Annotated in this window: 13 protein-coding genes; 7 read left to right on the top strand and 6 right to left on the bottom strand. The window is 62.7% G+C overall.

The features are described 5' to 3' along the window. Positions 1-68 precede the first annotated feature (68 nt). A complete protein-coding gene (locus IX761_RS02715; protein WP_194788008.1) occupies positions 69-1,004 on the bottom strand; it encodes a ketoacyl-ACP synthase III in 936 nt (311 codons plus the stop codon). Between the two features lie 311 nt (positions 1,005-1,315). On the opposite strand from IX761_RS02715, the gene IX761_RS02710 reads away from it, so the two are divergent. From IX761_RS02710 to IX761_RS02680, 7 genes are read left to right on the top strand one after another with little or no spacing between them, the layout of a single operon-like run. Next, a complete protein-coding gene (locus IX761_RS02710; protein WP_194788166.1) occupies positions 1,316-2,434 on the top strand; it encodes a DegT/DnrJ/EryC1/StrS family aminotransferase in 1,119 nt (372 codons plus the stop codon). Next, complete coding sequence (locus IX761_RS02705; protein ID WP_194788007.1) at positions 2,431-3,165, top strand: WbqC family protein; 735 nt, start codon at positions 2,431-2,433, stop codon at positions 3,163-3,165. The genes IX761_RS02710 and IX761_RS02705 overlap by 4 nt, the downstream gene beginning before the upstream one ends. Then, the gene (locus IX761_RS02700; protein ID WP_194788006.1) at positions 3,158-4,135 is read left to right on the top strand and encodes a hypothetical protein; all 978 of its coding nucleotides are present in this window, start codon (positions 3,158-3,160) and stop codon (positions 4,133-4,135) included. The genes IX761_RS02705 and IX761_RS02700 overlap by 8 nt, the downstream gene beginning before the upstream one ends. Further along, positions 4,132-4,689 (top strand): GNAT family N-acetyltransferase, encoded by a 558-nt coding sequence (locus IX761_RS02695; RefSeq protein ID WP_194788005.1) that lies wholly within the window; start codon positions 4,132-4,134, stop codon positions 4,687-4,689. Before IX761_RS02700 ends, IX761_RS02695 begins: the two co-directional genes overlap by 4 nt. After that, positions 4,686-5,465, top strand: coding sequence for a phytanoyl-CoA dioxygenase family protein (locus IX761_RS02690; RefSeq protein ID WP_194788004.1), 780 nt, complete (start codon positions 4,686-4,688; stop codon positions 5,463-5,465). Before IX761_RS02695 ends, IX761_RS02690 begins: the two co-directional genes overlap by 4 nt. A 5-nt stretch (positions 5,466-5,470) precedes the next feature. Continuing rightward, positions 5,471-6,223, top strand: coding sequence for a class I SAM-dependent methyltransferase (locus IX761_RS02685; RefSeq protein ID WP_194788003.1), 753 nt, complete (start codon positions 5,471-5,473; stop codon positions 6,221-6,223). Next, positions 6,220-9,726, top strand: coding sequence for a glycosyltransferase family 2 protein (locus IX761_RS02680; RefSeq protein WP_194788002.1), 3,507 nt, complete (start codon positions 6,220-6,222; stop codon positions 9,724-9,726). Before IX761_RS02685 ends, IX761_RS02680 begins: the two co-directional genes overlap by 4 nt. 122 nt (positions 9,727-9,848) lie before the next feature. On the opposite strand, the gene IX761_RS02675 is transcribed toward IX761_RS02680, so the two are convergent. The 5 genes from IX761_RS02675 to flgJ all read right to left on the bottom strand — a co-directional run bounded on the left by IX761_RS02675 (position 9,849) and on the right by flgJ (position 21,109). After that, positions 9,849-12,599, bottom strand: coding sequence for a glycosyltransferase (locus IX761_RS02675; protein ID WP_194788001.1), 2,751 nt, complete (start codon positions 12,597-12,599; stop codon positions 9,849-9,851). A gap of 50 nt (positions 12,600-12,649) precedes the next feature. Then, a complete protein-coding gene (locus IX761_RS02670; protein WP_194788000.1) occupies positions 12,650-16,216 on the bottom strand; it encodes a glycosyltransferase in 3,567 nt (1,188 codons plus the stop codon). A 71-nt stretch (positions 16,217-16,287) separates the two neighbouring features. After that, positions 16,288-17,856: a flagellar hook-associated protein 3 gene (locus IX761_RS02665; RefSeq protein ID WP_194787999.1), complete on the bottom strand. Its 1,569-nt coding sequence runs from the start codon at positions 17,854-17,856 to the stop codon at positions 16,288-16,290. Between the two features lie 13 nt (positions 17,857-17,869). Then, entirely contained in the window at positions 17,870-19,915 is a 2,046-nt protein-coding gene (gene flgK, locus IX761_RS02660; protein ID WP_194787998.1) for a flagellar hook-associated protein FlgK, read from the bottom strand. 12 nt (positions 19,916-19,927) lie between these two features. Further along, complete coding sequence (gene flgJ, locus IX761_RS02655; RefSeq protein WP_194787997.1) at positions 19,928-21,109, bottom strand: flagellar assembly peptidoglycan hydrolase FlgJ; 1,182 nt, start codon at positions 21,107-21,109, stop codon at positions 19,928-19,930. Position 21,110: the final 1 nt, after the last annotated feature.

Genomic DNA, 21,110 nt, shown 5'->3' with positions numbered 1-21,110 from the left:
ACCACCACAAAACAAAAAAGCGCTGCCTGGATGCAGGCAGCGCTTCTTTATAAGCCGTTTGCGCAACGTCAGTCGATGCGCTCGATGATCGCCGAACCCCACGACAGGCCAACACCGAACCCACTGAGCGCGACACGCTTGCAGGACGAACCGAGCACATGCTTTTCCAGCAGCAGCGGAATACTGGACGACACGGTATTGCCGGTCTCGGCCATGTCCTTGACGAACTTGCCGCGATGCAACCCATCATCGAAGCGCTGCGAGACCGCATCGACGATCGCCGCGCTGCCCTGATGCAGGCAGTACAGGTCGATATCCTCAGCTTTCAACTGGCTCGCTTCGAGCAACTGCTGCAAATGAGCTGGAACCTTGACCAGGGCGAAGTTGTAGACCTGGCGGCCATTCATGAAGAACTTGCCATCGGTGGTACGCAGGTGTTCGGCGCCGGCACCATCGCTGCCGAACAGCGACTTGCCCAACTGCCAGTTGGCACCCTCGCCCATCCAGGTGGCGGTGGCGGCATCGCCGAACAACATGGTGGTGTTGCGATCCTCGGGATCGACGATCTTCGAATACGGGTCGGCGGTGATCAGCAGGCCGTTCTTCAGGCCGGCGGCCTCCATGAAGCCCTTCATTGCATAAAGCCCATAGACATAGCCGGAGCAACCCAGCGAGATGTCGAAGGCGGCGATGGCGGTCGACAAACCCAGCTTGTGCTGGACGATCGCCGCGGTGTGCGGCAGGCCTTCGGCGTCGCCGTTCTGGGTAACGACGATCACCACATCGATGTCTGCCGGATCCAGCGTCGGATTTGCAGCAAACAGCGCCTTGGCAGCCTCGGCGCCGAGGTCGGAGGTTTCCTGGCCAGCGTCCTTGCGCGGCAGGAAGGTCGAACCGATCTTGCCGAAGATGAAATCCTGGTCCTTGCCGAATTTCGCACCCTGGGCGTAATTGTCGACACCCTCTACAGGTACGTAACTGGCGATGCTTTTGATGCCAATCATTGTGGCTTCCCGATGGAAATGGCGAAAATTCACGGGCTCTGGTGACCATGGCCATACGCCTTGCACGGTGCGTTGACGTGGCTGCCCGCTGACTCAATAGATTAGAGATGCGCGTTTCGACTGCCAAGTCACGATCACACTCCGTTTACGCTCCCATGGCAAGCATATGGGAGGTTGGCCGACTTCTTGCTACCCAAGCGATAAATCCGGTGTCGCCCGTCGGTTTCATGGCGAAAACCATCTGCGCACACTGTTCGGTGTCAGGTCTAACAAGCCCTGCTTCTAAAAACTCGCAAAACGAGCCGCACCTCATGGCCAAACCCATCACTGTCACCAGCCCGCTCCTGCCTCCGCTGGAAGAATTCCTGCCCTACCTGGAAAGCATCTGGGAAAGCAAGCGACTGACCAATGCCGGGCCTTTCCATGAGCAGCTGGAGCAGGAGTTGGCCGAGCACCTGGGCGTGGAGCATATTTCACTATTCTCCAACGGCACCCTGGCTCTGGTGACGGCACTGCAGGCCCTGCGCGTGACAGGTGAAGTCATCACCACCCCTTACTCCTTTGTGGCGACCGGCCATTCGCTGCTGTGGAACAACCTCAAACCGGTCTTCGTCGACATCGACCCGCGCACCAACAACCTGGATCCGCAACGCATCATCGAAGCGATCACGCCGGAGACTACCGCGATTCTCCCCGTGCATTGCTACGGCATCCCTTGCGATGTCGATGCCATCCAGGAGATCGCCGATACGTACGGTCTGAAAGTCATCTATGACGCGGCGCATGCTTTCGGTGTTCGCCAGGACGGGAAGAGCATTCTCAACAACGGGGACTTGTCGATCCTCAGCTTCCACGCCACCAAGGTGTTCAACACCTTCGAGGGCGGCGCCATCATCTGCAAGGACGAAAAGCTCAAGCGCCGCATCGACTTCCTGAAAAATTTCGGCTACGTCGATGAAACCGTGATCATGGCCACCGGCATCAACGGCAAGATGAACGAGATCCAGGCGGCCTTCGGCGTGCTGCAGCTGCGCCATATCGATGATGCGCTGCAGCGTCGCCGACGGGTTTTCGAGCGCTACCGCGAAGCGCTCAAAGGCCTCGACGGCATCACCCTGCTGCAACAGCCGCAGGGACTGGACTGGAACTATGCCTATTGCCCGATCCTTATCGACGAAAAGCGCTTCGGCGCATCTCGCGACATGGTCTATCAGCTGTATCGTGACCAGAACATCCTGGTCCGCCGCTACTTCTACCCACTGATCTGTGAGTTCCCCATGTACCGCGGCCTGGCAAGTTCCAACCTCGAACGCTTGCCCAACGCCCTGGAAATCTCGCGACAGGTACTTTGCCTGCCCATCTATCCGGACCTCGAGCCAGGAACCCAGGAACAGATCATCGACATCCTGCTGGGCGCGCGCCGGGCATGAACCTCGCCCCCACCATCGAACGCCAGCGCATTGCCCTCATGCAGCCGTATTTCCTGCCGTACCTGGGGTATTTCCAGCTGATCGCCGCGTCCGACCATTTTGTCCTCTATGACAACGTTCAGTTCATCAAGAACGGTTGGATCGAGCGCAACCGCTATCTGCTGGACGGTGAAGCCAAGTGGTTTCGCATCTCCCTGGCCAAGGACAGTCACACCCAGCAGATCACGCACCGGCGAATCGCCGAACAGTTCGCGTTGGGCGACCTGCTCAACAAGCTCGAGTTCGCCTACCGCAAGGCGCCTTTGCGCACCGAGATGATGGCCTGGCTGGAAGACCTGCTCACACCACCGGCCGACAGTATCGCCACGCTCAACGAGCGCCTGCTGCGGGCATGCTGCGCCCGCCTGGCGATCGATACTCCGATTACGCGCGCCAGCCAGCTGGAGCCAGGCGCCGGACTCCAGGGGCAGGAGCGGGTCATCGAGATCGTTCAGGCTTGCCGCGGCACTCATTACCTCAACCCAGTCGGGGGTGGCCACCTGTATCACCCACAGGCATTCCGGCAAGCCGGCATACACCTCGAACTGCTCGGTGCCAACCTGCCCCCCTATGCCCAGGGTGGCGGCGCCCATCCGTTCGTTGCCGGCCTGTCTATCCTCGACGCCCTGATGTTCAACGAACCTGAAGTCGTCGGCGCCTGGGCAAGGCAGGGGGACATCCAGCATGCCTAAAGCCATTGGCGGATACTTCGAGCTGGAGTTGCGCAAAGGCCAGACACCCTACCCCCAGGCTACGGCCTTCAATAGTGCGCGTTCGGCTTTTCGGGCATGGGTCCTGGCGCGTGCACCTCGTCGCGTTCACCTGCCCTACTACATTTGCGGCGTTGTCGAACAAGCGCTTCAGGGCCTGCCGGTCGAGCTGTGCCGGTATGAACTGACTGCCGGGCTGGCGGTGGCTACCCCTCCTGAACTGGCCGACGACGACGTCTTGCTTTACGTCGACTACTTCGGGCTTCGGAGTGACTATGTCCGCGAAGTGCTGGCCCCACGCTACGGGCACACACTCATCGTCGACAACTCACAGGCGCTGTTCACCGAAGCCCTGCCCGGCATCGCCACGTTCTACTCGCCGCGCAAATTCGTCGGCGTCGCAGATGGTGGCTGGCTGGTCAATGGCCCTCCGGGGCTGGAAGCCCTGCCAGGCAGTTCGCTGCCGCGCTTCGCGGCGCTGCTCGGCCGCCTGGAGCAACCGGCCGAACAGCACTACGCCGACTACCAGGCCAACGAGGCCGCGCTGGGGTTGCAAGGCGTCACGGCGATGTCCGCCAGCACCGCGCGCCTACTAGACAGTATCGATTACGCGCAAGTAGCCCGCAGACGTTGCGAGAACCTGACCTTGCTTCGCCAATGCCTGGACGAACTCAACGCCTTTCACGCCTGGCCAAGTGCCATTGTTCCGGCACTCAGCTACCCCTTGCTGCTCGACTCGGCCTCCAGCGCATCCGGATTGCGCAAGCACCTGCTGGAACATGCCATCTACGTCCCCTGCTACTGGCGTGAACTGATCGACAATCCGGCAACGCCTCCCCTGGAGCGCCATCTGGCCGAATGCCTGCTGCCCCTGCCCATGGACCAGCGCTATGGTGCCCAAGACATGCAGCGACTGGCCGACGCCGTTACTTCTTACCTGAGGACACCATGAGCATCAACGGTCAACGCATCGTGCTCAGAGCACTGGAACTCGACGACCTGCCCGCGCTGCACCGCTGGTCCAACGATGAAGCCTTGTGGAGCCTGCTCGGCGGCTGGCACTTCCCAGTCTCGCGCGAGGCGCAGAGGGACTGGCTGCTGGGGCTCAAGAACGACCGCTCAAACCAGCGCTTCGGTATCGAAGTGCCCCAGCACGGCCTGATCGGCACTGCCAACCTGGTGGGTATCGACTGGAAGGATGGAACTGCCGAGCACGGCATGATGATCGGCGACACAGCGCTGCGAGGCCAAGGTTACGGCACCGAGGTCATCGCCACGGTCATGCGCTATGCGTTTGATGAACTCGGCCTGCACCGGCTGTGGACGACCATCATCGAATACAACGAAGCCTCCCTGGCGACCTACACCCGCAAGGTGCCGTGGACCATCGAAGGCGTCCAGCGCCAGTGGTACTACCGCAAGGGGCGCCGCTGGGACCGGATCATGCTCGGCGTCACCGTGGACGACTACCGGCGCTGGCTCGACCAGCAGGAGCGAGGCCAATGAACGCCCTGCGCGAAGAGCTTGAGCGTAACGGTTACGCCTGCGTGCCAGACCTGATCAGGCAACCGCTGCTCGACCAACTGCGCGACGACCTGGCCACCGCCATCGACCGTTGCCGCCAGGTCCAGCTGGAAAACGGCATCACCCAACGCACCGAGCAAACGGCCCACCACATCCTGACCCCCGGCAGCCGCTTCGTCGAGTTGCTGGCAAGTCTCGCCGAGTGGGGGCTGGCCGACACCCTCGGGCACATGCTCGGCGGTGTGCCCATCCTCAATTCCTTCGGCGGCCTGAACAACCTCAACAGCACCGACGCCTACGTGCGCAATGTGCACCGAGACGTGCGCTCCTGGTCCGCCGAGAACATGCAGATGGCCCAGGCGCTGGTGCTGCTTGACGATTTCACCGTCGACAATGGTGCGACCCTGTTTTTGCCAGGCTCGCACACCGAACCGCAGAAACCCGATGACACACAATTCGAGGTCGACGCTCGCAAGGCGCTAGGCAGCGCAGGCTCTGTCTACCTGTTCGACTCGCGCATATGGCACGCGGCCGGCATCAACCGGACGCCCGACCCACGCCGCTGCCTGACACTGACCTTCACCCGCAGCTACTTCAAGCCGCAATTCGATTACTGCCGGGCGCTGGGCGAGGCATTCTGCCTGGCCCAGCCTGCCGCCGTGCAACAACTGCTCGGCTGGCACGCCCGGACCCCTTCGACCCTTCATGAGTGGTATCAGCCTGAAGATCAGCGCTTCTACCGCAAGAACCAGGGATGAGCCCCATGACCACACGCGACTACAACCAGGAATTCCAGGACAACGCCCACCGTAGCTACTTCTATGACTTCGATGCGCGCCTGCGGCGTTACATGCTGCAGACCTTCTCGCCGTGGCTGCTCGAAGGCCCGGCATTGGAGATGGGTTGCTTCGAGGGTGCGTTCACCACGCTGTTCGCTGAGCGATTCGACGACCTGACGGTGGTGGAGGCGGCCAGCGACCTGATCGAGGTGACTCGCAACAAGGTTGACGCGCCGATCACGTTCATCTGCAGCACCTTTGAACAGGCGCAGGTCGAACCACGCTACAAGAACATCTTCCTCATCCACACCCTCGAACACCTCGACGATCGGTGCCAAGTGCTCGAGCGGGTGCGTAACTGGCTGGCCCCCGGTGGCCGCCTGTTCATCGCCGTACCCAACGCCAATGCACCGTCGCGACAGATTGCGGTGAAGATGGGTCTTATCGAGCACAACAGTGCCGTGACAGAAGGCGAGCGCCTGCATGGCCATCGCGTCACCTATAGCCTCGACACCCTGGAACAGGAAGCGCGCAACGCAGGCTGGCACATCGCCCAACGTGGCGGCGTGTTCTTCAAGCCGCTGGCCAACTTCCAATTGGACAAGGCCCTTGAGACCCAACTGATCGACGACCGTTTCATGGACGCCTGCCAAGCCCTGGGCATGGTTTACCCAGACCTGTGCGCCAGTGTCTACGTGATCTGTGAACAGCCCGAAAGCACCGTGGACACGCCATGATCAACGCAGCCCTGCACGGCAAGCCGCGCCATCCCTACTATGTCTTCGCTCCTGACTACCGCGAAACCTCTTCCGGTATCTGCGTGCTGCACTACCTCTGCCATGCGCTCAACCTGGCAGGGTACGAAGCCTACGTCACCCAGTGCGCGACCAACCCGAACCTGCGCACACCGATCCTCACCGAAGAGATCCGCCAACGCCACAAGGCAATCGGCCTGGCGCCCATTGCCGTGTACCCCGAAGTGCTGGACGGCAACCCTTTAGGTGCGTCAGTCGTGGCACGCTACATCCTCAACCGCGAAGGCTTTCTGACCGGACGGGCGATCGATGCCCAGGACAGCGACCTTTATTTCTATTACACCCAGGACTTCCGTGGCGACGCCAACAGCGATGACCTGCTGCTGCTGCCGATCATAGACTCCGAACTGTTCTCTCCACCCGTGGAGCCGGTCGAACGCAGCGGCCACTACCTGTACCTGAACCGCATCGACCGGTCGCTGGTCGACCACTCCCTGATGCCGGACGACGTGCAGATTCTCAGCATGGCCAACCCGAAGACCCTGGCGCAACTGGCCGAAATCTTCCGCACCGCGTCCGTGCTCTACAGCTATGAAATCTCTGCCACCTGCACCGAAGCCATGCTGTGCGGTTGCCCTGTAATCTACATGCCTGGTGGCCACGTCAAGAGCCAGCCGTTCACCGAGCAGTTCGGCAATGCCGGCTCGGCACTCTACGACGAACCCGGCGGGCTGGAGCGTGCACGTGCGACAGTCATGCAGGCGCGCATGCGCTGGCTGGATATCGAGAAGGCGTTCTGGCCGCAACTGCAGAGTTTCCTCGACATCACCCAGCGTGCGGCGATCCAGCATGTCGCCGAACATCAGGTGCCCTCTCTCAAGGACTGGCTGCGCCACCGACAAACGACCCCCGCCCAGCAGTTGCTGGTTGATGCGCGTCGCCAGTCACTGCGTGGCCTGACTACCCTGACCTTGCTGGTGCGCGACAGGCTGGGTGATGCCCAGGCGCTCAACGACACACTGGACAGCATTGCCTGGTGGCGGACAAGCTCTGCCATCAACCTGCGTACGGTTGTACTGAGCGCTGCAGAGCCCCACCGGCTCGACGAGCACACACGCTGGCAGAGTGTCGGCCACCCCGGAGCCATCGAACTCAATGAAGTCCTGCAAAGTGATGACAGCGATTGGTTGATGCTGCTCGATGCCGGCGACGAGATCCTGCCGTCGGGCGCCTTGATGCTCGACCTTGAGCTGGCCGGCGCAGCGAATTGCAGAATGATCTATTGCGACGGCATGTTCCGCTCGAGCGAAGGTCCTGCCACAGTGCTGCGCCCCGGCGTCAACCTGGATTACCTGCTGAGCCTGCCGCTGGTCATGGCATCGCACTGGCTGATCCGCCGCCCGCTGGCGCTGCAGGTGGGCGGTTACGACGCCGCGCTCCCCGATGCGCTGGCGCTGGACCTGGTGCTACGGCTGATCGATGCCGAGGGACTCGACGGTATCGCGCACCTGGACGAGCCTTTTGTCGTCAGCGACTCGCCCGCCATGGTGCAAACCCCCGACGAGCGCAATGCGATCCTGCGTCACCTGGCCAACCGTGGCTATCCCAACGCCCAGATCGTGGAAAATCCGCCTCGCCACTATCACATCAAGTACCAGCACCCGCACCAGCCGCTGGTCTCGATCCTGATACCGACGCGCGACCAGCTGGCACTGCTCAGCCGTTGTGTCGAAAGCCTGCTGGAAAAGACACGTTACCCGCATTTCGAGATCATCCTGGTCGACAACGACAGTCAACTGCCGGAAACCCAGGAATGGCTGCAGCTGATGGCGAGCATCGCCGGCAGCAAGCTGAGCATTCTGAGTTGCCCCGGACCCTTCAATTTCAGCGCCCTGAACAACATTGCCGCCAGCCATGCGCGTGGTGAGTACCTGGTGCTGCTGAACAATGACGTGGCAGCCCTGAGCGATGACTGGCTGGATGAAATGCTCAACCACGCCCAACGCCCCGAGGTCGGCATTGTCGGTGCAAAACTGGTCACCCCCGCTGGGCGCATTCAGCATGCGGGCCTGATCGGCGGCCTGAACGGCCCCGCCGGCAGCCCATCACTCGATCAGGCGGCCAATGACGGCGGTTACCTTCAACGCTTGCTGGTCGACCAGAACATCAGCGCCGTCAGCGCAAGTTGCCTGATGATCCGCAAGGATGTCTACGCGGCGGCAGGCGGCATGGACGAAGAGCATTTCCAGCTGACCGGCAACGACCTGGACCTGTGCCTGAAAGTCGCCGCGCTGGGCTACCTGAACGTCTGGACCCCTCATGCCCTGCTGCTTCACGAAGGAGGCGCAACCTGGGCCCATGCCCGCAAGGATGCGACCTTGCGCCAGCGCTTTGAACATGAGCAACGTCAGTTGCAGATGAAGTGGCTGGCGACCTTGGCCAATGATCCGGCACACAACAAGAACCTCGCTCTGCGCGGTACCGGTTACGAGTTCGAGGCCCTGCACGATCTGACCTGGAAACCGCTGTGCTGGCGCCCGTTGCCCGTGGTTCTGGCGTATCCAGCGCTCGATGAGCAGAGCGCCGCGGAGCGCCTGAAACCGGCTTTCACCACTCTGCGCGAGGCCGGCCTGATTGACGGTTGCCTGAGCACGCGCGCACTCAGCCCCGTCGAGGTAGAACGCCTACGCCCGGACGTTATCGTCATCCAGCACCAGTCCGATCTGCGCCGCCTGAAACTGATCAGGCCTGGGGTGGAACTGTCGCAGGCATTCAAGGTATTGGAGGTTAGCGGCCCCCTCGCCTGCCTGGGCCCACAGGCCGACACGGCGCGCTTGGAGCGCGAGATCCTGATGCAGGCCATGCAACTGGTTGATCGTATCGTCGTGCCGACCCAGGCCATGGCGGACGCCTTGGCGCCCCTGCATGCCGACGTTCGCGTGATTGGCACTCGCCTGGACTCGCGCTGGGGCAACCTGCCACAGCCTTCGAAACCGGAAGGGAAGCTACGCGTGGGTTGTGGTTTCTCAGCTCGCTGGGCAAAAGCGTCGCAACTGGCCGAAAGGCTGGTGCGCCACTTCGCCGACCAGGTGGACTGGATATTGTGGGGCGATGTACCACAGCACCTGCATAGCTGTGCCCGCGAGATTCATCCGGCCAGCGTCCAGTACACACCCAGGATGCTTGCCAGTCTGAATCTGGGGACGACCCTGGCGCTGCGCGCGGACGATCCAGCCGAGCAGCTGGACGACGCCTTGGCACTGCTGCAGTTTGCCGCTTGCGGCCATTCGGTGATCTGTAGCGATGTTGCCTCGTTCCAGGGCGAGCATGACGTTATCCGCGTGCATAACGATCTCAATGACTGGATAGCGGCACTGGAACGACAACTGCGTGGCACAGCTGAACGCACCCAGCAAGCTGAAGCACACGGGCTGCTGGACGAGACGCACCTGCGAAACTGGCAAGCAGCCTGGTTGCCAGACTGATAACTGTCGATGGGGCGCCGCCAGGCGCTCCGTCGTCAGCGCCGTGCCCGCGCGGGGCGCACATGGCCTTTAGCGCTTGCCCCTGGCACGCCTCGAACTGCGCACCAGGGGCACCTCACACCTCAGGCAATGGCCTGCAGCCAGCTTCGCGACATCCGTTGAGCAACGGCCCCAGCATCAAGGGGCGCACGGCTAACGAATGCCTCGGGCCACGAACCGCACAAGACCGGTAGTTGAGGTGCGGCGGTAATTCCCGACAGATCCAGCATCCGCGCATGAGGCGTCCACAGCACGAGCATGCCAGCTTGCGCAGCACGCAAACACAAGTCGATGTCCTGCCCTTCGCCTGCCTGCAGACCCGAACAGTGCTCGAAAAGCTCTCGTCGAACCATCAGGCAGCTGCCCGATACCGCCTGACAACTGCGCACCGAAGCGATCCAGGGCGACACGGCATCCACATCCACCGGTTTCCCCTGCCACGGGGAATAAACATGCCCCTCGGCCAGCAACTGATAACCGGCGTGAACGATCATCGCCTCGGTATTCACCAGCAAGCTGCCCACCACACCGACTTCAGGTCGCTGCGCCTGGTTGAGCAGGGCTTCCAGCCATGCCGGAGCGACAACCTGGCAATGAGCCGAAAGCAGTACCAGTTGTTCGCCCTGCGCGTTGGCCGCAGCAAGGTTCAACAGCTCACCGGTGCTGGCGGCCTGGTGTGTCTCGAGCAACCGCACACGGGCACCACAGCCTTGCACCAGGCTTGCCAGGTCTTCACTGCTTCGCTCGCAGGCAACCAGAACCTCGTAACGGGGGTAACGGGTCCGCTGCAATACGCTGGTCAGGCACGCCCGTAACCGCTCATGATCGCCCTCGTCGGCAATCAGGATACTGACCAGAGGTGTCGCCCCATGGCGATAGTCGATCTGCACGCAACCGTCGCCCTGCGCGGCGAGTTGCGGGTTGTAGCCCAACTGGACCAGGTGGCGGTTGACGACCTGAGTCTCATCATCGGCCTGGGCCGGCTCAGGCTGATCACCAATTACCAGGTACTCGTCGACATGACCCAGGCAGCCAACGCCGTGCTGTTCGATCATGCGCAGCAACACGTCGAGTTCCAGCGCGCGCCCTGCGGCTTCGCGATAGCCGCCCATCTCAACCAAGGCATCGCGCTTGATCAGCCAATGCCCCGCCATCAACCCTGAACGCGAGCGGAGCAGGTCGATGTCGGCACCCGGCCTGATGATGCTGAGCAGGCGCTGATCCGCACTGCGTTGCACTTCATTGCCGCAAATGGCCAGACAAGGTGGCTGTTCGGCGAGTTCCACCTGGGCGCGCAGCACGCCACCGGCAGTAACCTGATCACCTGCCCGCAGCAGCATCAGCCATTCACTGGGCATTTGACGCAGGAGCTGGTTGAGGTGCGCCACCAGATTGGCGCTGGTCACCTTGATGAAGTGCAACGTGTCTTTCGCAGCAGTGATGGCCGGGAGCGTACCCGCCTTGAGTACCACAATGCGGATCCCGCGCATGCCACTTGCGACGATGCTGTCGAAGGTGCGCTGCAACGCGGCGTCGTCGTCCTGTGCGTCGAGCACGACGAACGCCAGCTCCGGAGCCTTGCGCCGGGCAAGGTGCGCCTGGATGCGACGGGTCTCGGCAGCGCTCGGCGCCGCGCCCGCGATTGTCCGCAGCACCTGCCCGGAAGGCGTTTCGTCCAGGGCCCTGGCAAGATCCAGGTTCGATACGGCGCCCAGACGCTTGACCCAGGTATCGAGTTCCTTGATCTGCTCTTCGTCGCGCTTGCCACCCAGGCTGTCGCGCAGACGGCTGCACACGTGCCGGTCGAACAGGTTCAGCGACAGCGCCTGCCAGTACCGCTCTTGCAGGCTCTGTGGCGTATCGCCTGCATGCTCCTGGAGCAACTCACGCTGCTGAACCCAGACGCCTTCGAGCGCCTTGGTGTGCGCCTGACCAACCGGCCAGGCATGCAAGAGAAACTCCAGAGCCGACAATTGCTTGTGCAAAGAGGCGCTGTAGTAAGGCAGTTCAACGTACTGCCGTGGCTCGAACCGGCGCTGCGGATCATCGATCACACTGGTCCATTGGGAGGTGAACAGCAAAGGTCCCTGCCCTGCATCATGGGTGTTGCGCACGAAAAGGCGTAGTACGGCGTAACCCTCTTCGCCAGCGCAGATACCCTGATGCTCGGAGTCGGCCTGACGCAGCTCACGGATGATCTGGGCCAGGACCTGCTCATGAGCCGCCCCGCCAGATTGGGTGCAACGCTGCTCGACCACGCTGCTGGCAATGCCCAACACTTTGCAAGGCCCCTGCAAAAGCAGCGCCCAGGACAACCCCAGTAGCCAGTGTTCAACGCCATTGCCACCTGGTGCGGTATTCAGCGCATGGGTGAACGCCTCGGCCCGCACCACTGCGCGCCAGGCCTGCAAGCTCGCCTGCGCATGACGCCGCAGGCGGGCCAAGGCACCACTGCCGTCTTCGCCATCGGCGGCCTCGCCGACCTTGAAATAGGCAACTTCGCTTCTGCCTGGCTGATAAGCCAGCAAATGCCCCTGAGCCATGATCTCGTGGGGATGGGCCTGCAAATACTGCAGCGCCAGATCCAGTGCATCGGGGAGCAGGAAATCATGCTCGTCGGCAAGCACCACGTAGGGTGTGCCCAGTTTGTCCACAGCCTGGCGTATCGCCGCCTGCCGATCGTCGTTGGACGTCACATCGACAGTCTGCCAACGACAACCATGGCGATCGTAATAGGCGCCAGCGCGCAGGCTTCGGTCCGACCGTGGGCCCGTCAACAGCACCACGCCAATCGCGTGCCGCAACGATGTACTTTCGATAGTTTGCTCAGTCATGGCACATCCAACGTTTGATGTTGTCTTTCATAACAGGCCTGGTGCTAGCCTCAATCGGCAAGCCAACCATTGGCCCAGTGCTGCAGGTTTCGTTGCGTCAGCACGTAGTCGCGCAACACCGCCTCACGCAGTGCATCACCTTCGCGGTAGCTGGCGGCCGGGTCGTTCAGATGCATGCGGATCGCCGCCAGCCATTCCTCGCTCCGGTTCGTAAGCACGCGTGTGCACGGCAGGTAGCCCTGATAGGCCTTGGTATCGGTGCACACCACCGGGAAACCGCAGGCCCCGTATTCGAGCAAGCGCAGGTTGCTCTTGCAGTCGTTGAACAGGTTCTGCTCCAAAGGTGCCAGCGCCAGGTCAAGGTTGAGGCTGGCCAGCTTGCGCGGATACAACCCCATTGGCACGCCTTTGTGGAACTCTTTGATGTACGGCCGCAGGATCTCTGGGCACATGCCGAAGAATACCCAGTCGACCTCATCGGCAAGGGTTTTCACGACGTCGATCAAAAGCTCCAGGTCCCCCCCGTGACTGGTGCCTCCCGCCCAGCCCACCCGCGGCCTGGCCGAGGTCTGGCGCTGGCTGGCCAGATCCCCCCACAGCGGCGCCGCCAACATGTTCGGCACCACGCGGATATCGTCGATCATGCCCCGCAACGCATCAGCCAACGGCTCGGTGGACACCACCAGTCGATCGCACAAGCCAATGCCGCGGGTGACCATCTCGCGCATGTTGCTCGGCATGTTGCGCCCGTGGGCATTCTTCTTCGGCACATCGAGGATGTAGTCGTCGATCTCGTAAATTCGCCGGGCATTGGAGTAGCGCTTGATGCGCTCGATCTCGTTGATGGCAGCGCTGGTGTAACGACACTGCAGGATGACAACATCCGGCTTTTCCCGTTCCAGCTCGAGCATGCCCGGGGTGCTGTAGTTCAACCGCCCCTGGATCCAGCCGGCGCGCTCGAGCTCACTGAACGGCTGGGCTACCCGGTAATGGCCCACCGCTGTGGTGTTGATCGGCAACGCCAGCACCGAAGGGAGGACACGGCCGATGAACGGGTCCCAACCACTGCGATGTCCTGGCTCCAGGTTGAAGCTGGCGCGGGTCAAGCTCAGATTACGGTTGTAGGCCGGGTCATTGGCCACCTGGGGCAACCAACGCTCATAGAACGCCTCCTTGTCACACTCCAGCGTGTTGACGGCCGCCGTGCCCAGCTTCGCCACCAGGGCGTGGGGCGTCCAGACCACAAGGTAGCCCAGCTCCCGCACCCGCAGGCACAAGTCGGCATCGAGAAGCCCTTGTTGAAGGCGCTCACAGTCCAACCCCCCGAGCGCGACAAAGATCTCGCGACGCACCAGCAGGCAATCCTGGCTGACGGCGCTCCAGTTCTGCACCAGGTCGGCACGGCTCATGTAGCTGGCCGAACTGGCCGAGTAGCCCAGGAACGGCGTCCCGGCCGGGCCATGCAGGCCGAGCACCAACCCGGCTCCGGCCACCTTGCCGTCGGCATCGCACAACTTGGGCCCCACCACGCCGACTTCCGGGCGACGGGCATGGCTCATCAGCTCGTCCAACCATCCACGTTCGAATACCATGCACTGGGCATCGAGCAATAGCAGGTAGTCACCGCGCGCCAGGCTGCTGGCCTGATTCAAGGCCGCCGCCGGTGTCAACCCGTTGCCACTGACAACCCGCAACTGCTCGCTACCCAACCCGCGCATCGCCTGCAACCAGTCAACCAACGGCTGGGGCTCGTGACCATCGGTGACGATCAGCACTTCATGGTTGGCGTAGGCCGTGTGTTCGAAAATCGACTCCACGCAGCGTACCAACGCCTGCACATCACGCCCCGCACGGACCAGGATCGACACCGGGGCTGTTGCGTCGTGGGCATAGAAAACCCGCGTGAACAGCCCACCACCGAGGGTTTCGACTCGCCCTTGCACGTTCAGGCGACGCAGGTGCGCGTGCACCACCTTGTCCGCGACGCCCTGGCTTGCCACATTGACCAGCCAGCCCTCGTAGGTCGTCCGGCTTTGCACCAGCAGTTCGGCGATATGCTCGACCACGTGCAGGCCGCGGCTCTCGACCATTCGCCAGATCACGTCATGGGGGGCGAGGTCCTGGAAGGCGGCGTCGAAACCACCGATATCGCGAACCATCGCACTATCGAATGCCAGCACCCGCCCGACATAAGGCATGCTGCGCATCAGGTCGAGATTGAAGTCCGGCTTGAACACCGGGCTGGACGCGCGCAAACCATCGTGGGCCCCTTCATCGGCATACACGCAGGCACAGTCGGGGCGCAACACCATGCGCTCGGCCATAATGACCAAGGCATGCGGATGCAGGCGATCACCGGGCTGCATCAGGATGATCCAGTCGGCCTGCGGCTCCTCATTCAAGCGCTGGTTGAGCTGCGTCGCCACCGCCCCTTGCAGTTCGAAACGCCTGACATGCGTCCCAACGCTCGTCGGCAACTGCACATCATCGTCGGTCAACACCCAGACTTCATGGGCCGGATAGGACTGGCAGGCCAGGCTCTCCAGGGTCGACGCGAGAACGCCTTCCTCGGCCTGCGGCGCGATGATCACCGGCACGATCCGTGGCCTGGTGGACCACTGTTCGATACGCTTTGGCAGCAGCTGCAATTGCCCGACAGAAAGTCTGCGGCACTCCAGCCACTCATCGTAGAGCTCGTCGAAACTCAGGCTGTCGCTACCGATCTGCTGCTGGAAGTTGGCGACCTGGCCAAAATACAAGCGCTGCAGGTCGAGCTCCTGCCAGGGTTCACTGCTCTGCACGCGATCGTCGCCCAACGGACGGTAGCGTACCCAACCCGTGGCGGGCGCGGGATCCACCAGACGCGACTCGAGCATCTGCAGCAACCATTCGGTCTCACGTTCACTCGCCAGCGTCATCGCAGCACGATGGCTGAGGCGCCCATGGTGCAGGCGCTCGAGGCTCAGCACATCCTGTAGATAGGCCAGGTCGCCCCTGCGCAGCAAGCAGGTGTACAACGCCATATCCAGGCGTGCGACGAACCCCTGACCATCCTGAACCAACGCCGGCAGAAATTCCCGGACCTGCTCAGTGCGCATCAGCGCATGGCTGATGCCACCGACCAGGTTGGGCGCGGCGCTGGCGATCAGCTCCAGCAGGTCCCCCCCCTTGAGCACCGCACTGACCGGGGATATCCGGCAGTTGAGCAGACGCGACGGCAGCAGCGTGTCTTCGGCATCGCACAGAAAGTGCTGGCCAGACACGATGCTGACCTGAGGGCAATGGGCGAAAACCTGTGCCTGAGCACTGATGCAACTCGCCATCAGCAAGTCATCGTCGCACAGGAATTTGACCAGCTCGCCCTCGCAGCGCTCCAGACATGCCAGCAGGTTGCGAGCAAAGCCAAGCGGCGTCGAGTTGCGCTCATAGCGCACGGGTATGACCGACAGCGCAGCCAGCTCCTCGCAGATCGTCTTGATCTGGTCATCGCTGCTGTCATCCCCGATGACGACCTCCAGGTACGGATAGTCCTGCCCCAGGGCGCTTTGCAAGGCACGGCGCAGGAAGGTGGCGTTGAAGGCGGGGATGGCGATGCTGACGAGAACCGGATGAGTCACGATGCGGGACCTTACAGAGGGGCCCGTGCGCCCGGGGGGCAGGCGCACGGAGGGTAACGCGGGAGGCAGGGTCAGATGTAGTTGACCAGCGACAGGCCGGCAATCTTGGCGTAGGACTGCAGCGAAGCTTGCAGCATGTTGGTCTGCATCTGCAGACGCAGCATTACGGTTGCCGGATCGACTTCACGGATCGAACTCTGGGTCTTGGTGTTCTCGGTATTCAGCGCGTCGTTGGTTTCGGCCTGTATATCCAAGGCCTGACCACGGCCACCGATGGAGCTGATCGACGATGTCACCTGGTTGGTGGCGCTGGCGATGTTGCCCACCGCCGCATCCAGCGATGACAGGAAGTTCTGGCGCGCCACCGGGTCCTTGTCTACCGGCGTGCTCAGCGCAGCGCGGAACTGGCTGATGGTATCGAGCACGTTCTGGGTCTGGTGGGTGTCGACCTTGATGGCGAACGAGTCACCTGCGTTCGGTGCGCCCGACAAGTCGAAGCTCACCCCCGCCGCAGTGGCGGTGGTGCCGGCCAGCGTGCCAGTGGACACCGGTCGGCTGTTGTCGGTGATCGGCGCCGCGTACAGCTCGAAATCGGTGGCACTGGTGAACTTGAGCACCGCACCGCCGCCTGGGAAGGCCGCGTTGTAAGCGGTCTGGTTGGTGATGGTGGCACCGTTGACCTGGGTCGACGAGGTGTTGCCCGGGCTGCGGCTGCCAGCGATATCGTCAGGCTTGGAAGCCAGCGAAAAGCTGTGGCCGGCGATGGCCGCGTCAGGGTTGGCTGCATCGCCCGGCTGAAGGCTGATCTTCAGGCGCAGGTCGACACCGCGGAAGCTGATGCTGGTGTTGTCGCCTTTCGGGTCGAAGGTGCCGCCTTGAGTCGCTTCCAGGGTCACGTCGTTGCCGCCGGCATCGAGGATCTTGAACTGGGTGCTGCTGGTGAACTCGACGCTGTACGGCTCACCACTGCGGAACTTGTCGTTGTAGGCGACGCTGCCGGACACCTGGCCATTGGACAGGCTGACACGGCCATCGTCCACCGCCGGGGCGGTCAGGCGGGTCTGGCTGCGGCTGGTGTTCAGCGCCTGCTCGAATGCGTCGTAGCCGGTTTCGTTGGCGGCCAGGCTGAGCATGTCACCGACCTGCAGCTTGAGCTGGGTCTGGTCGCCCTGGTAGCTGTAGCTGCCGTCAGCGTTGCGCACGTAGGGCTGGGTGTCGCCCTTGGAGCCGGAGAACAGGTACTTGCCGTTCTCGTCCTTGCTGTTCATCAGCGAGAACAGCTGGTCTTCCAGCGACGACAGTTCGGCAGCGTTGGCCTTGCGGTCGGCGTCGGTGAAGCTGGCGTTGCCGGAGCTGACCGCCAGTTCGTTGACCCGCTGCAGGATGGCACCGATGGAGTTCAGGGTGCTTTCGGTGTTGCCCAGGGCGTTGCGCACGTTGGTGACGTTGTCGCCGTACTGTTTGAGCATGTTCTGCTGCTGCTCGAGTTGCAGCAGGCGCGCCGCGCCGACCGGATCGTCGGCAGCGGTGCGCACGCGGATGCCGTCGCTGGACTGCTCGCGGGTGCGGTTCAGGTTGGAGAAGGTGCGCTGGTAGTCGCTGCTGGCGCTGTTGTAGAACTGCGAAGTGGAAATACGCACGGGCTAGCGCTCCTTAAAGGCTGTTGATCAAGGTGGCGAAGGTTTCCTGGGCCGCCTTGATGATCTGCGACGACGCCGTGTAGTACTGCTGGAACTTGATCAGGTTGCCGGTCTCTTCGTCGATCGACACCCCCGATACCGCATCGCGGCTCTCCAGTGCAGACTTTTGCAGGGCATTGGTGGCGTCGCTGTCCATGCTCGCCTGGGCGGCCTTGCCGCCGACGTTCGACACCAGCTTGGCGTAGGCATCGGTCATGCTGATGCCCTTGCCATCGGCGCCCACCTCGACGGTGCCCTTGGTTTGCAGGTCGATGGTGGACTGGGCGTTGCGGTTGTCCGCCGAACCCGACTTGGTCAGCGACACGGTGTAGTTGTCGCCGGTCTTGGGGGCGCCGGTGATGTCCATCTCGAAGGTGAATTTCTTCTGCGTGGCGCCATCCATGATCGGGGCGCCGCTGCCATCGACCATCGGTACGGACAGCTGCAGCTTGTTGCTCTGGCCCGGGACGATGGTGCCGGTGCCAATGGAGTTGCCCTTGGAGTCGTACAGCGTGTAGCCCTGCGGCGAGACGCTGTCGTCACCGAACACCAGCTTGACCGGCGTGGAGTACTTCAGGCCGTTCTGCAGGTCGGTACGCTGGGCGGCGTTGTAGATGTCCAGCTCGGAGGTCAGGGTCGGCTGGGTGATCTGCCCGGTGCCCTTGTTGCCCGAACCACTGACCGCGGTCAGCGGGGCGGCGAACGCCAGGCGCTTGGGGTCGGTGAGCGTCGAGTCGATATTGGCCGCGGCGTTGCGCGTCGGGGTGATCTTGAAGCTGTCACCGGCACTCATGGCACCGCCATTGAGCGCAAGGGTGAAACCGTCGATGACCGGTGGCGGGTTGGTGCTGAGGTCGAAGGTACCCATGTCGGTGCCGTCGGGCAGCTTGCGCACGTTGTAGCCAGTGGCACTGGTGAAGGTCACCTGGTAGTCGCTGGTCGACAGCTTGCCGGTGTCCTTGATGGTCACGTCGAGGTTACCCGAGCCGGCGCTGTTGCCCAGCTTCGGTACGCTGCGCTGGCTGATGTTGGCGGCGCTGTTGATGTCGCCGAACAGCAGCGCGCCGAACTCACCGTTCTTGTCGATGCCCTGGGCCAGCTGGCTGTTGATGGCATCGGCCACCACCAGCGCCACGCGCCCCAGCTCGTTGAGGGCAGGGTCGAGGGTGTCATTGCGGTAGCGGATCAGGCCGCCCAGCTCACCACCGCTGGCGGAGCTGGTGATGTCCATCTTGGTGCTGCCGCGGTTGAGGATCAGGTTCAAGCGCGTCGGGTCGCTGGGGTTCGGCCCGGTTTCCAGGGTTTGGGTGGTGTTGCCCAGCACCAGCGACTGGCCGTTCTTGAGGTAGATGTCGTAATTGCCTTCGCGCTCCACCACATCCACGCCGATCAGCTTGTTCAGCTCGCGCACCGCGCCGTCACGCTGGTCGAGCAGGTCGTTCGGCTTGCCGGTGATCGCCGTCATCTTGACGATCTGCTGGTTGTACTCGGCGATGGTCGCGGTGAGCTTGTTCACCTGGTCGGCCATCGACTTCATGTTGGTATTGATGTCGCTGTTCTGCTGGTTCATCTGCGCCGACAGCGAGTTGAAGCGCTGGGCCAGGGCCTGGGCACTGGTCAGCAGCAGTTGGCGCGAGGCATCTTCGGTCGGCTTGGCAGAGGCATCCTGCATGGCGCTGAAGAAGCTCTTGAGCGCGGCGGTGATGCCGGTGTCGGCGCCGTACAGGGCCTTGTCCAGCGGGTTGATCTGGTTGAGATACGAGCTGGCATCGCTGGACAGCGACGTCGTGGTGCGCAGCTGGTTCTCGAGGTACGAGTTGTACACCCGGCGCACGTCGGCCAGCGTGGTGCCGGTGCCGATGAACACCTGGCCGGTCTGTTGGCCACCCTTGGTCTTCTGCACGATCTGCTGGCGAGAGTAACTTTCCACATCGGCGTTGGCGATGTTGTTACCCAGGGTGTACATCCCGGACTGGGCGGCGCCCAGGCCCGACATACCGATATTGATCAAACTCGCCATGGTTCCGTGCCCTTAAAGTGTCGTGGTGGTCCCGAGCATTGCGTAGCTCTGTTCCGACTTCATCTGCTTTGCGATCTGCGAGATCTTGCTGGCGTAGTTCGGGTCGGTGGCGTACCCGGCCTTTTGCAGTTCCCGCACAAACTGTTCTGGTTTATCGGCAGCCTTCACCGCATCTTGATAGCGCGCGTTGTTCTGCAACAGGCTGACCAGGTCGTGGAAACTGTCCTGGTAGCTGTCGTAGGAACGGAACGCCGCCGTCTCCTTGACGAACTGGCCATCGCGGAATTCGCTGGTGATTGCCCGCGCCTCGCCACCCTGCCAGTTGCCGCTGGCCTTGATGCCGAACAGGTTGTGGCTGCTGCTGCCGTCGGTGTTGCGCATGACCGACTTGCCCCAGCCGGTTTCCAGGGCGGCCTGGGCCACCAGATAGCGCGGGTCGATGCCGATGCGCTTGGCGGCCTGCTCGGCCATCGGCAGCATGGTGGCGACGAAGGCATCGCTGTCGGCGAAGGCTTTCTTCGGCGCCAGCGGCGGCTGGGCGCGACCGAGTATCTGCAACTCGCGGGTGGGCGCCGCGTACGTCTTGGCCGGTTGCCAGTCACCGGCGGCCACGCCCCCTTGGGGAATGTCGACACGGTTGGGCAACGCCGCGGTGTTGGCGGTAGCAGCGGACGGCACGATACCGGCCAGCAGGCGGTCGGTGAGCTTGCCAGGCAGGGCCAGGCGGCGCGAGTTGAGCGCGGCCATGTCATTGCGCGTGCCCGCGGCTTCAGTGGTGCGCACCGGCTCGGCGACCTTCGACGCCCACAGCGCAGGACCAGGCCCGTCGCCGCGCGGGAACGGGCTGGTGTTGGGGTGCGCGGCCTTGTTCTTCGACAGCTGGCGTACCAGCACGTCCTGCAGGCCGATACCACCGCCCTCGCGGGACATGCTCACCGCCAGCTGCTGGTCGTACATGTCGCGGTACTGCTTGACCGTGTCGCTGTTCATCGGGCTGTCTTCGTCGGCCATCACATCGGTGGCCTTGCGTGACGCCTTGAGCATCTCGCTGATGAACAGCGACTCGAACTCCCGGGCCACCTTGCGCACGTTGGCGTCGCTGTCGCGATCGCCGTGCTTGAGCGAGCTCAGGCGGTTGAGGTCGGTGTAGGCGCCGCTGTCGGCGTGCCCGGAGACCAGGCTCTTCGAATTCATG

It is taken from the genome of Pseudomonas sp. UFMG81 (assembly GCF_015354575.1).
Classification (GTDB): Bacteria; Pseudomonadota; Gammaproteobacteria; order Pseudomonadales; family Pseudomonadaceae; genus Aquipseudomonas.
This window is presented reverse-complemented; position numbering and strand designations above follow the sequence as displayed.